This window comes from Variovorax sp. GW821-FHT09B05, assembly GCF_059418265.1.
In genome coordinates, this window is the sequence record NZ_JBWKPN010000009.1 from 31,940 (window position 1) to 44,324 (window position 12,385).

Here is a 12,385-nt window from a genome sequence, read left to right on the forward strand (position 1 = left end):
AGACCACGATGGCGCGATTCGACGAGGATCTCTACGCTGCATGGGCTGCGTCCGAGACCGCCCTTCACGACACCTTGCGCGAGCTCGGCCCCGAGGCCCCGCTGAGCGCTCTCAACGAACTGGCCGAACTCAAGCTCGAGGCGAATCGGCGGTTCATGGACCTGTGGACTTCAGGCGCCGCGTCCCCTTCGACGCCGGGCGGCGTGGCTCCCGGATAGTCCATTCGAGCCGAGGTTCAGCGGACTAGCGCGCGACCAGGTCGCGCCGCAGGCTCCAGATGCAGGCGCCCAGCTTGAGCAGGCGCTCCACCTTTCGATCGTAGGAATCCCAGGCCGGGTTCTCTTCGGCGATGAGCTCCGCAATGAACTCAAACGCATCGGAGGGGTTAAGGGCCAGTCCATCCCTCGCCATTGCCATGGAAGTGGCCAGAACATCAGTCTTTTTCATTATCTGAATTACGCCGAGCACCTCGGACCTGGATGTGTCCAGTTCGCAGGCACGCCTGCGAAGTGTGAAAAAGTCCACAACGCCGGCGCTTTCAGGGCCTCGAGGCGTCGAATGAGGCGTTGGCGAGGTGCGCGGTGGCGAGGTCCACGAAGGCGCGCAGACGCTGCAGCCGCCTGAGATCGCGGTGGTAGCCCACCCAGATGTCCCGGTGCGGCGGGTCGTCGCCCAGCTCCAGCCGGCGGATGGCGCTGTTCTGGTCTCCGACGGGCCGCGGCAGCACGGCGATGCCGATGCCTCTTGCGCACATCTGCGCCTGGACATTGCGGTTGTTCGACTGCAGCACGACGCTGGCATTCGGGAAGCACTTCTTGAGCCAGTCGATGTCGGGAAATGCACCGGTGGACGTGTCCATCGCGATCAGCCGGCTGCCCGTGCCGTCGCCCTCGACCGGGTCGGTGCCGGCGATCGCCACGTAGGCGCCGTATCGCATCCGAAGCAGCCGCTTCTGCACGATGTCCGGCCCCTCGAACGGGACGATGCGGAAAGCGACATCGGCTTCGCGCTGCGCCAGGTCGAACAGGCGCGTTCCCGTGAGGACCTCGATGTCGACCCGGGGGTATTCACGCGAGTACTCGGCGATCAGCGGCGGCAGGACGTAGGCGCCGAACCAGTCGGCCGACGACACCCGCAGCGTTCCGTCCAGCGTCCGCTGCTTGCCGTCCAGCCGCCGCGCCATGGTCAGCGCGCTGTCTTCCATCTGCTCCGCGAGCGGCAGGATCGCCGTGCCTTCCTCGGTCAGCACGAAACCGTCCGCTGTGCGCTGGAAGAGCATCTGCCCTGTAGCCTCCTCCAGCGCGCGAAGCCGTCGCCCGACCGTCGGATGGCTCAGGTGCAGCAGGCGCGCGGCCGCGCCGAGCGTGCCGGTGCGCGCGACCGCGAGGAAGATTCTGACGTCGCTCCATTCCATGTTCGGCACCCACAAAAATGAACGGCTGTCGTTCATCATATTCAGTTGCCGAACGATGATGAACTCCCGGAGACTACGCGCCGTCGCGTGCTGCGGCACGCTTGCGAGTCATGAGGGCCTTGCCCATCCGTCAGGAGAGTCACATGGAAATCGGAATCGTCGGCCTCGGGGCCATGGGCCGCGAAATAGCGCGCAACCTGGTCGTCGCGGGCCATTCGGTGAGCGCCTGGAATCGCTCGGGCGGGCATGTCGACGGGGTGCGAATGGTCGAGACGCCGGCGCAGGCCTTGCAGGCGGACCTGGCGCTGACGATGCTCTCCGACGATGCGGCGATCCGCGGCGTACTGGTGGACACGGATCTGCTGGCTCGCGCACGGCCGGGGCTGGTGCATGTGGTCGCATCGACGATCTCCGTGGCGTTCGCGTGGGAACTGGTGGAGCACCACCGCAAGGCGGGAATCGCCTACGTGGCCGCGCCCGTGCTCGGCCGCCCGGACGTCGCCGCGAAGGGCGAACTCAACGTGCTCGCCGCCGGCGCGCCCGCCGCGCTGGAAAAAGCGAGGCCGGCGCTGGAAGCGATCGGCAAGCGGATCTGGGACATGGGCGAGGAACCGCCCACCGCCTATGCGGCCAAGATCGCCTGCAACATGATGATCACGATGGCCATCGAGGCGATGGCGGAGGCCGTGGTTCTCACCGAGACGAACGGACTCGCGCGGGAGCGCTTCTTCGAACTGATCCTGGGGACGCTGTTCGGCTGTCGTCCGTACCAGACCTACTCGGGCAATATCGCGCGGAACGAATACCCACCGGGCTTCAAGGCAAGCCTTGGCCTCAAGGACCTTCGCCTGGCCAGGGAAGCCGCGGCAGGCGCCGCACGCGCACTGCCGATGCTCGATGCCGTCCATGGCCGCATGCGGCAAGCCGTGGATGCGGGCCTTGGCGATCGCGATTGGTCGGTCATGGCCCAAGTCACGCTGGCGCAGGACTGACGCCGATCCAGGCTCGGCGAACCATCTCGGCGCTTCCGGTCCACTTTCGGCGAGACTTCGCTACGAGATTGTTCAGCCGTCGACAGCGAATCCGCGAGTCCTGTCCGGTGGAATCCTGGAAAACGTCACCTCTCTTCCCATGACCGCACTTCATCGCCAGACCATGCTGGCCCGTGGCACCGCAACCATCGGCTTCAGGCTGAGCTACCTAGCCAACTTCTACACCGAGCCGGTCTACCGGGAGGTCACCCGCCGGCACGGGATCGCGCGATCGGAGTTCGTGGTGCTGCTGTGCCTGCGCCAGCTCGGCACGATGACGGCGCAGGACATCTGCGACGTTACGGGCCGGCCCAAGAACAGCATCAGCCAGGCCGTGGCGAAGCTCGACAAGGCGGGCCATATCGTCCGCTCCGCCGACGAGGGGGACGCACGGCGCAGCCACCTGGACCTCACCGAATCCGGCCGCGGCCTGTGCGATGCCATCGTGCCGCTCTTCTACGCGCGTGAAGCCGACATGCTGGCGGTCCTGACCGACAAGCAGCGCAAACAGCTCGAGGAGCTTCTCGAGCTCCTGACCCAGCGCAACGACGGCTGGGCCACTTCGGATCCCTCCTGAGCCGAAGGGCGGGTCCCCGAGCGCGGGGATACCGCCGGCATCGATCGATCCGCTCGACGTGTCCCGTGCTTCGGCTCGGGCGCACCGTTTCTCCCGCCTCCCTTTCCCTCGCGCCTGGCCCGTCCGATCTCCGGCGCCGGGAGACCTCTCGTCGACTTCAGCGCCCGATCCCAGGGAAAGTGCGGATGCGATTTAGTTCTGCACAGAACCATACTAGTTCTGTGTAGAACTAAATGAAGGTGGCTGCCGCTGCCTCGACACCAGGAGTCCACGTATGAAGACCACCTTGCCCGCCTTCGGCAAGATCGCCCCGATGCGTTCCGTTGCGTCGGTCCTGCTCATCGCCCTGGGGGCCTTGTCCGGTTGCGGCGGCGGGAGCTCCGGAAGCTTCTTCCTTCCCTCCGGACCCGCCGGCGGCGCCGCGCCGCCGGCCGCGCCGGAAGCACCGGTCGTGAAAGTGCTGTCGAATCGCCCGGATCTCGTGAGCGGCGGGAACGCGCTGGTCGAGATCGAGTTCCCGGCCGGAAGCAAGGACGCTTCCGCCGACGTGAAGCTCGGCGATAGAGACGTCTCCTCGGCTTTCGCGAAGCGCGAGAACGGTCGCTACATGGGGCTGGTCGAGGACATGTCCGTGGGGCGCAATGTGCTGAGCGTGAAGCTGGCGAGCGGCGCAACGGGCAGCGTGACGATCCAGAACCATCCGATCAGCGGTCCCGTCTTCTCGGGTCCCCAGTTGATGCCCTGGCCCTGCCAACCCGGTGCCCTCGATGCGCAGTGCAATCGGCCAACCACCTACGCCCTGCAGTACAAGACCAAGGCTGGCACTTTCGCGGCCTACGATCCGGCGAAGCCGCCGGCCGACATGGTGACGACGACGACCGACGCGGGGAAGGTGGTGCCGTACATCGTTCGCACCGAACTGGGCAACCAGAACCGCGACCAGTATGCGATCGCGGTGCTCTTCGACCCCGACAAGCCGTGGACGCCCTGGGCGCCACAGGCCGGCTGGAACGGGAAGGTGCTGGTGACGCATGGCGCCGGCTGCGGCGGACACCACGGAGAAGCGGACCCGGCCGAGGACGGGCCGGGCGGGCCGGCGCGGCCGAGCGTGATGAACGACAAGGCACTGGCGCGCGGATTCGCCGTGATGACGAGCGCCCTGATCAATTCCGGCCACAACTGCAACGTCGCGGTCCAGGCCGAGTCGCTGATGATGCTCAAGGAGCACTTCGTCGAAACCTACGGTCCGATCCGCTACACCCTCGGCACGGGCGGTTCGGGCGGCGCGCTGGCGCAGTACCAGATCGCGAATGCGTATCCGGGCCTCTACCAGGGAATCACCGTCAGTGCCGTGTTCCAGGACGGATGGACCGCCTCGATGGATGCGGAAGACTGTCCGCTGCTGCAGCAGTACCTCGAGAACCCCGCCGGCTGGGCGCCGGGCATCGCCTGGAGCGCGGCACAGCAGGCGGCAACGACCGGCAAGACCAGTCCGACGGTGTGCCCCATCCTCGCGCACGTCGAACAGATCTTCGCCAACTTCGTTCCGACCATCGTCGACGAGATCCCGACCCAGTTCGGCATGCTCGGCTTCCAGAACTGCGGCCTGTCCAAGGCGCTCGTGTTCGATCCCGTGAAGAACCCGTCGGGTCCCCGCTGCACGCTGCAGGATCGCATGGTGAACCTGTTCGGGAAGCGCGCTTCGGATGGCTACGCCAACCGCGCGCTCGACAACGTGGGCGTCCAGTACGGGCTGAAGGCACTGCTGGCCGGAACCATCAGCCCGGCGCAGTTCGTGGACATCAACGCGAAGATCGGTTCGCACGACATCAACTACGCGTGGCAGGCCGTGCGAGTCGCCGCCGATGCCGACGCGCTGCCGCGCGTGTATGCCTCGGGCGCGGTCAACATGTCGACCCACCTCGACCAGGTCGCCATCATCGATATGCCGGGCGGGAACTACGACGGCCATGAGGAGTTCCGCTCCTTCGCTGCCCGCGCGCGCATGGACCGGGAATACGGCCGGCACGGCAACCAGGTCATCTGGGACCGCGCCGATGCGAACTACCCCGATCCCATCCTCACGATGGACCGCTGGCTGGCCGCGATCGAAAAGGATGCGTCGGGCGCGCCGCTGTCCGAGAAGATCGTTGGGAACAAGCCCGTCGACGTCACCGACATCTGCAGCAGCACCAACGCGGACGGCAGCTGCAAGTCGATCGGAGGCGCGCAGAGCACCCGCCAGGCCGCCGGCGGGCCCGCGACCGCGGATGTCATCAAGTGCGAACTGAAGCCGCTGGCGCAGGCCGACTACGGCGCCGTGACCTTCACGAGCGATCAGTGGGCGAGCCTGCAGAAGACCTTCCCCGCCGGCGTTTGCGACTGGAGCAAGCCGGGCGTGGGCCAGCGTTCGACCACGCCCTGGCAGACCTACGCGGGCGACGACGGCGGTGTGCTGTACGGCGGCAAGGCGCTGGCGAATCCGCCAGCGAACTCCCGCGGCGGCATGGCCGGTCCTTCGTTCCTGTTCTGACGCGGCGCGAGGTCTGCAGACATGCAAGCGACGAACATCGCGCCCTCGCGCGCGCACGGCCTGCGCGCGGGCGCGGATCGCGACGCGACCTATCGCAAGATCACCTGGCGGCTCATCCCGCTGCTGTTCCTGTGCTACGTGCTCAACTACGTCGATCGCATCAACATCGGCTACGCCCAGCTGCAGATGAAGGATGCGCTCGGCTTCAGCGATGCGGTCTATGGACTGGGCGCCGGCGTGTTCTTCCTCGGCTACTTCCTGCTCGAAGTACCGAGCAACCTGCTGCTTCAGCGCATCGGTGCCCGCAAGACCATGCTGCGCATCATGGTGTGCTGGGGCCTGGTGTCTGCCGCCACCATGTTCGTGAAGACGCCGGTGCAGTTCTACGCGATGCGCTTCCTGCTCGGGGTCTTCGAAGCCGGTTTCTTTCCAGGCATCGTGCTGTACCTGACCTTCTGGTACCCCGCGGCACGAAGGGCACGGATCGTCGCGCTGTTCATGACCGCGACCGTCGTCGCCGGCATCGTGGCCGGTCCCATCTCCGGCTGGATCCTCCAGAACATGGACGGTGTTCACGGCTTGCGCGGCTGGCAGTGGATGTTTCTGCTGGAGGGCTTGCCGAGCTGTGTACTGGGCATCGTCGTCTACCGTTTTCTCGACGACCGGCCGCTCGATGCGAGCTGGCTGAGCGATGAAGAAAAAGGGCTCGTGGAAAGCGACATGGCCCAGGCAGCGCGCGGCAGCGCCGGTGCCCGCGAAAGTGCCTCGGGCGCATTTACCGATCCGAAGGTCTACCTGCTGTGCTTCGCGTCGTTCGCGGTTCTGTGCGGCGGCTACGCGCTGAGCTTCTGGCTGCCGACGATGATCAAGGGGCTCGGGGTCGGCAGCATCCAGCAGATCGGGCTGTACTCCGTCATTCCCTATGCCATCGGAGCGCTTGCCATGGTGTGGTACGGACGCCGCTCCGACGCCCGCAAGGAGCGGCGCCGGCACTTTGCCGTGGCGTGTCTTCTCGGGGCCATCGGGCTTTTCGGATCGACGTTCACGACGCAGAGCCTCTGGGCGTCGCTCGCACTGCTGTCGCTGGCCAGCGCGGGCATCGTGTCGGCACTCCCGGTGTTCTGGGCGGCATCCACTTCGTACCTGTCGCCCCGCTCGGCCGCGGCCGGCATCGCGATCATCACCAGCGTGTCCAATCTCGCGGGCGTTGCCAGCCCCTATGTCCTCGGCCTGATCAAGACGGCGACAGGGAGCCTGAGTGCCGGCCTCGCGGCGATTGCAGGCTTGCTGGTGCTGGGAGCGCTGGCGCTGATGATGGGCTTCAAGCGCCACACCGACGAAGGCGTGCCCGAGTGATGCGGCTTCCTCTTTCGGCTTTTCTCGCATTGCTCAAGCTCAGTGGCCGCAGGAAGCGATTCGAAAGCGTCGAGGGCTTGTACGAAGCCATCGACCGCGAGCGTCGAACCGCCAACGCGGCGCCGCCCAAGACGCTGCACGCGCGGTTCGACATCGAGCATGCCGTCGTCGAGGGAAGCGTCTGCTACACGCTGAGGCCGCGCGCCAATCCATCGGGCGTGAACCTGCTCTACCTGCACGGCGGCGCGCATGTGGCGGAGATGTCTCCCCATCACTGGCACCTGGTGGCGGAGCTGGTCGCTCTCAGCGGCTGCACGGCGCACGTCCCCATCTATCCGCTCGCGCCGGACTTCAACCATGCCGACGCCTTTCGCGTGGTGCTCGCCATCTATCGCGAACGCTTCCAGCAGCTGGCGTCCGAACGCATCGTGCTGATGGGCGACTCGTCCGGTGGCGGCCTGGCACTGGCGCTGGCGCAGCAACTGAACGCGTGGCGGCTTCCGCAGCCTCGGGATATCGCCCTGATCTCTCCCTGGCTCGACCTGACGATGTCGGACCCGATGCTGGCGTCGCTCGAATCGCAAGATCCCTGGCTCGCGATTCCGGGACTGGCCGAGGCCGCGCGCTTGTGGTGTGGCGGCGCATCGCTCGACGACCCGATCGTCAGCCCCCTCAACGGGCCGCTCGATGCGCTGGGGCGGATCAGCGTTTTCATCGGGGGCAAGGACCTGCTCATGGCGGATTGCCTGAGGCTTCGTGACCGGGCGCGCGCGCAATCCGCCGCCCTGCAATGGTTCGAGCAGCCGAAGATGATCCATGTGTGGCCCTTGCTTCCGCTGCGGGCCGCGAAACCGGCGCGCCGCCAGCTCGCCGCCCTGCTTCAGGCTGCCTAGCGTGAGCGCGCCACGCTTCTTCCCGACAACTCCCGCGCGCAACATGATGGACTTCGATGCCGCAGCCGAGCGAATGATCTCCGGGTCGTCGTGGGGCGCGGAACTTTCACCGTGCGAACTGCGGCGCGTGCTGGCCTCCATGGAGGAGCGAACGCATGACACCGGGCAGGTCATCGCGGCCGAGGGCGAGCTCGCGGCGTACTGGTACGGCCTCATGGAGGGCGTGGCGCGGCTGTCCGTCGGGACTTCCAGGTTCTCGAAGTCGACCCTCGAGCATGGCGGGGCCGACACCTGGTTCGGCGAAGGCGCGCTGGTCAACGCGGAGGTCCGGCGTTACCAGGCGGTCGCGGTGACCCGATGCCATCTCGTTCTTCTGCCCCGGCGTACGTTCGAATGGCTGCGCAGCCACAGCCTGGCGTTCAATCACTACCTGCAGTGGTCGCTGGCAACGCGCGTCGAGGAATGCGTGGCGCTATGCGCGCAGCCGCTCGAATCCACCATCGAGGACCGCATCCTGAAGTTTCTCGACGGCTGTGCCGGAGGCGATCGGAAAACGCTGGCGCTCACGCAATCGCAGCTGGCCCGCCTGAACGGCATCTCGCGCCAGCGGGCGAACCTCGCGCTGGCGCGCCTGCGCGATGCAGGGCTGCTGTCGGTGGAGCGCAAGCAGATCGGCCTGATTGCCGCGATGCATCGCGTCGATGCGGCCGATACCTTGTCCACCACCGTGCCGAGCTGAAGCGCATCGACGGCCGCGCGGACGCCGCTACTGCTGCCCGGTCAGCCAGAGCCCCGATTCGATCTGCGACCTCGCGGTGCCGATCAGCAATTCGCGCATGCGCTCCGCGGCCGTCGACAGCGACTGGGTGCGCGCGCGGATCAGCGTCCATGCGACCTGCATGCCCGCGATCGGGGCGGCCGATATCTGCTTGCGCAGCAGCGCCTGGTAGCAGCCCGAGTAGGGCAGGGCCGTGTAGCCGAGGCCCGCTTCCACGGAGCCCAGCAGTCCGCGCGAGGAGTTGGTCTCCATCACGATGTCCAGCGGCAGCCGGGCCTTGGCGGCCGCGGCCTCGATCATCAGCCGCAGGCTGTTGGGTCGGCTGGTCAGCACCAGCGGCAGCGAGGAAAGAAACGACAGCTCGACCGGCGTCTTCATCGCGAGCTTCGCCTCGGGCGGGCCGACGAGGCACAGCGCCTCGGTCACGAAGGGCTCGTTCTCGAGCGAGGCCAAGGGCTCGATGTTGGTCACGACCGCGAGGTCCGCGTTGCCGGCCTGCACCATCGACCACGCGTTCATGACCGCGCTCATGGCCTCGAACATCCGCAGCGACACCTTCGGATAGGTCCGGTGGTACTCGCGCACCGCGGGCATGGTCACCAGGTGGAAGAGCGAGGGCGGCATGGCGACGGTCACGGTGCCGCTGGGCTCGTTGAACGCATCGCGCATGTCCTGGCTCAGCGAATCGAAGTCGCGCAGCAGCGATGTGGCCTTGGTCTTGAGCAGGCGGCCCGCGTCCGTCAGCGTCACGCCGCGCTCGGAGCGGTTGAACAGCGTCACCCCCAGTTCGTCCTCGAGTTGCTGCATCTGGCGCGACAAGGCGGGTTGCGCGATGTAGAGCACCGTCGCCGCCTGGGTCAGGCTGCCGATCTCGGCGATCTGCAGGAAATACTGGAGGCTCTTGATCTTCATGGGCGACGCGTCAGTCCCGCGAAGCCAGCCTGGCGATCTCCGCCGCGGCCTTGCGCGCAAAGGCCACCACCTCGGCCCGCCTCTCGGGGGCCAGTCGCTCGGGCACCGCCGCCACGCTCACCGCGCCGATGGGGATGCCCAGTTCGGTCACGATCGGGATGCCGATCGCGTTCATGCCGGGCATGACCTTGCCGTCGCTCAGGAAGAAGGTGGAAGAGGCCACGCCGGCGGCGCGCGTGGCCTGCACCTTCTCGCGCAGCCGATCGACCGAGATCTCGGGCGCATAGGGCACGTAGCGCGAGACGTTGGAACGCAGCACCTCGTCGACGTCGGCATCGGACATCGCGCTGAGGATCGCGAGGCTGCCCGCGCCGACGCCCATCGGCCGGCGATCGCCCACCGACATCGTGAGCGTGCGGATCGGGTACTCGCCTTCGTAGCGCGCGATGCACAGCGAGTCCCTGCCGTCGGGGATCGACAGGAACACCGTGTCCTGCGTCTCGTCGGTCAGGCGCGCGAGCGCATCGACGCTCGCGCGGCGCAGGTTGAGGCGCTGTCCGGCCAGTGCGCCGAGGCTGAAGAGCTCGAGCCCGAGGTAGTAGCGGCGCGTGGTCTCGTTCTGCGACAGCAGCTTCTGCTCGATCAGGGCGGCCAGCAGGCGCCGCACGGTCGGCTTGCTCAGCCCCTGGTCGCTCACCAGGTCGGTGAGGCGCGCGCCCGCGTCGCCGCAGGCGGCCACGGCCTGCAGCAGGCGAACCGCGCGCTCCACCGCCTGGGTGCCGGTGCGCGATTCAGTCAGTTCGGTCTCCTCGATGGGCGCGGTACTCATGCGGCAAAGGATACGACAGAGTCATTGGCGTTCTCGCGCGCGTCTCAGCTCAGCTTGCCCGTCGATTTCTCGAGCGCGGCCCAGGCTTCCTCGCCGAAGTTCTTCTTCCAGGTCTCGTAGAAACCTGCACCGCGCAGCGCATCGCGGAACGGCGCGACATCGGGCTCGTTGAACTTCAGTCCCTTGCCCGCGAGATCGGCACGCACGCTGTTGTTGAGCTGCGCGAGGTCGGCGCGCTCCGCCATGGCGGCTTCGTTGATGTGCTTGGCGACGATGGGGCGCAGCGATTCGGGCAGCCGTTCCCAGGCACGGCGGTTGGCGAGGAACCAGAAGCCGTCCCAGGCATGGTTGGTGATCGAGCAGAACTTCTGCACCTCGTAGAACTTGGCGGTCGAGAGGATCGACAGCGGGTTCTCCTGCGCGTCGACGATCTTCGTCTGCAGCGCCGAGTACAGCTCGTTGAAGTTGATCGGCGTGGTGGCCGCATCCAGGCTCTTGAACAGCGAGATGAAGATCGGCGCCGAGGCGAGACGGATCTTCAGCCCCTTGAGGTCGGCCGGCTTGTCGATCGGGCGGGTGCTGGTCGTGATCTGGCGAAAGCCGCTGTCCCAGATCTTGTCCATGGCCACGAGGTTGGACTTGGCGATCTGGCCGCGCACGTAGGTGCCGAGGCTGCCGTCCATCGCCGACCAGACCGCGTCGTAGTTGGGAAAGGCGAAGCCCAGGCCGCTGATCGATGCGGCGGGCACCAGCGTCGCGAGGATCAGGCCCGACAACGTCATGAACTCGATCGCGCCCGAGCGCACCTGGCTGAGCATGTCGGTGTCCGAGCCGAGCTGCCCGTTCGGGAACACCTGCAGCTCCACGCGCCCGCCGGTGTCGGCCTTGATGCGCGCCGCCGCTTCGTTCGCACGGACGTTGAGCGGATGCGCCAGCGGCAGGTTGTTGGCGAACTTGCAGGTGAACTCCGGCGCTGCCTGGGCGGGCAGCGACACCAGCGTGGCGCCGGCGGTCGCGGCGCCGCCGATCAGCAGCGTTCTGCGTGTCATCGAACTCATGTCTGTCTCCTGTTGGGGTGGGTCGTTGTGTGGTGCGCCTTGGCACTCTTCAATGGTCCACAAAATGGACCTATGGTTTGCACGAATCTGCAGCGCGATTTCATTCTAGATAATGCTTTCATTGCGGCTAGACGGGAGAATCCCGAACAAGCCGATTCCAAAGTAGGTACACATAATGGACCATCAATCGAAAACAAAAGGCGCCACGGTCGTGACCGGCGGGGCTTCCGGCATCGGCCTGGCCACCGTCGAGCTGCTGTGGCAACGCGGGCAGCGCGTGGTCGTGGCCGATGCCAACGCCCGGGCCATCGATGCGCTGCGCGACCGCGCGGACCTGCCGCTGGACCTCGCCTGCCTCATGCCCTGCGACGTCACCGACGAGGCCGAGGTCGAGCGCATGTTCGAACGCGCGCAGGCGCGCTTCGGCCGCATCGCGGGCCTGGTGCAGTCGGCCGGCATCGGCGCGGAGATTCCCTTCCTCGACACGCCCACGCGCACCTTCCGCCAGGTGCTGGAGGTCAACCTGGTCGGCGCCTTCGTCGTCGCGCGCACCGCGGCGCGCCGGATGGCCGCGCAGGGCGGCGGCGCCATCGTCAACATCGCCTCGGCCTCGGGCCTGGTGGGCAACGCGGGACGCAGCGCCTACGGCGCCTCCAAGGGCGGGCTCGTCACGCTGACCAAGGTGATGGCCGTCGAGCTGGCCGAGGCCGCGATCCGCGTGAACGCGGTCGCGCCGGGCGCGATCGAGACACCGCTGGTGGCCACCATGCATTCGCCCGCCACGCGCGCCTCGCTGCTCGAGCGCATTCCCCAGCGGCGCTACGGCACGCCCCATCAGGTGGCGAGCGTCATCGCCACCCTGCTCGACGACGAGCTCAGCGGCTACTGCACCGGCCAGGTCATCGCCATCGACGGCGGCATGACGGCCGCCGGGCTGCTGGCCGCCGCGCGCTTGCGAGAGGCCTCCGAGGCCTCCTGATTCCGACTTTCCATCCACTCCATCC

Annotated in this window: 13 protein-coding genes; 8 read left to right on the forward strand and 5 right to left on the reverse strand. The window is 67.1% G+C overall.

Features of this window, described 5'->3' with window-relative positions; translation table 11 throughout:
- The first annotated feature begins 8 nt into the window (after nt 1–8).
- Nucleotides 9–218, forward strand: a complete 210-nt coding sequence (locus AC07RM_RS22980) for a hypothetical protein (RefSeq protein ID WP_495335996.1) — start codon at nt 9–11, stop codon at nt 216–218.
- Nucleotides 219–243: 25 nt separating this feature from the next.
- Here the strand turns inward: AC07RM_RS22980 and AC07RM_RS22985 are convergent, their stop codons facing one another.
- Entirely contained in the window at nt 244–447 is a 204-nt protein-coding gene (locus tag AC07RM_RS22985) for a hypothetical protein (RefSeq protein ID WP_398492510.1), read from the reverse strand.
- 91 nt (nt 448–538) lie between these two features.
- Entirely contained in the window at nt 539–1,414 is an 876-nt protein-coding gene (locus AC07RM_RS22990) for a LysR family transcriptional regulator (protein WP_495336218.1), read from the reverse strand.
- A gap of 110 nt (nt 1,415–1,524) precedes the next feature.
- On the opposite strand from AC07RM_RS22990, the gene AC07RM_RS22995 reads away from it, so the two are divergent.
- From AC07RM_RS22995 to AC07RM_RS23020, 6 genes are all read left to right on the forward strand, one after another.
- Nucleotides 1,525–2,406: an NAD(P)-dependent oxidoreductase gene (locus tag AC07RM_RS22995; RefSeq protein WP_495335997.1), complete on the forward strand. Its 882-nt coding sequence runs from the start codon at nt 1,525–1,527 to the stop codon at nt 2,404–2,406.
- A gap of 139 nt (nt 2,407–2,545) precedes the next feature.
- Complete coding sequence (locus tag AC07RM_RS23000) at nt 2,546–3,022, forward strand: MarR family winged helix-turn-helix transcriptional regulator (RefSeq protein WP_495335998.1); 477 nt, start codon at nt 2,546–2,548, stop codon at nt 3,020–3,022.
- Nucleotides 3,023–3,296: 274 nt separating this feature from the next.
- Nucleotides 3,297–5,555, forward strand: a complete 2,259-nt coding sequence (locus tag AC07RM_RS23005; protein WP_495335999.1) for a DUF6351 family protein — start codon at nt 3,297–3,299, stop codon at nt 5,553–5,555.
- Nucleotides 5,556–5,576: 21 nt separating this feature from the next.
- Nucleotides 5,577–6,911, forward strand: coding sequence for an MFS transporter (locus AC07RM_RS23010; RefSeq protein WP_495336000.1), 1,335 nt, complete (start codon nt 5,577–5,579; stop codon nt 6,909–6,911).
- Between the two features lie 77 nt (nt 6,912–6,988).
- The gene (locus tag AC07RM_RS23015) at nt 6,989–7,804 is read left to right on the forward strand and encodes an alpha/beta hydrolase fold domain-containing protein (protein WP_495336001.1); all 816 of its coding nucleotides are present in this window, start codon (nt 6,989–6,991) and stop codon (nt 7,802–7,804) included.
- A 46-nt stretch (nt 7,805–7,850) separates the two neighbouring features.
- The gene (locus AC07RM_RS23020) at nt 7,851–8,543 is read left to right on the forward strand and encodes a Crp/Fnr family transcriptional regulator (protein ID WP_495336002.1); all 693 of its coding nucleotides are present in this window, start codon (nt 7,851–7,853) and stop codon (nt 8,541–8,543) included.
- A 27-nt stretch (nt 8,544–8,570) separates the two neighbouring features.
- On the opposite strand, the gene AC07RM_RS23025 is transcribed toward AC07RM_RS23020, so the two are convergent.
- The 3 genes from AC07RM_RS23025 to AC07RM_RS23035 are packed head-to-tail and all read right to left on the reverse strand — an operon-like array spanning nt 8,571 to nt 11,381.
- The gene (locus tag AC07RM_RS23025) at nt 8,571–9,494 is read right to left on the reverse strand and encodes a LysR family transcriptional regulator (RefSeq protein WP_398492496.1); all 924 of its coding nucleotides are present in this window, start codon (nt 9,492–9,494) and stop codon (nt 8,571–8,573) included.
- A 10-nt stretch (nt 9,495–9,504) separates the two neighbouring features.
- Nucleotides 9,505–10,323 (reverse strand): IclR family transcriptional regulator, encoded by an 819-nt coding sequence (locus AC07RM_RS23030; RefSeq protein WP_208507444.1) that lies wholly within the window; start codon nt 10,321–10,323, stop codon nt 9,505–9,507.
- Nucleotides 10,324–10,367: 44 nt separating this feature from the next.
- Nucleotides 10,368–11,381 carry a TRAP transporter substrate-binding protein gene (locus AC07RM_RS23035; protein WP_495336003.1) on the reverse strand — a complete coding sequence of 338 codons (1,014 nt, stop codon included), beginning with the start codon at nt 11,379–11,381 and terminating at the stop codon, nt 10,368–10,370.
- Between the two features lie 175 nt (nt 11,382–11,556).
- On the opposite strand from AC07RM_RS23035, the gene AC07RM_RS23040 reads away from it, so the two are divergent.
- Entirely contained in the window at nt 11,557–12,360 is an 804-nt protein-coding gene (locus tag AC07RM_RS23040) for an SDR family NAD(P)-dependent oxidoreductase (RefSeq protein ID WP_398492493.1), read from the forward strand.
- Nucleotides 12,361–12,385 lie beyond the last annotated feature (25 nt).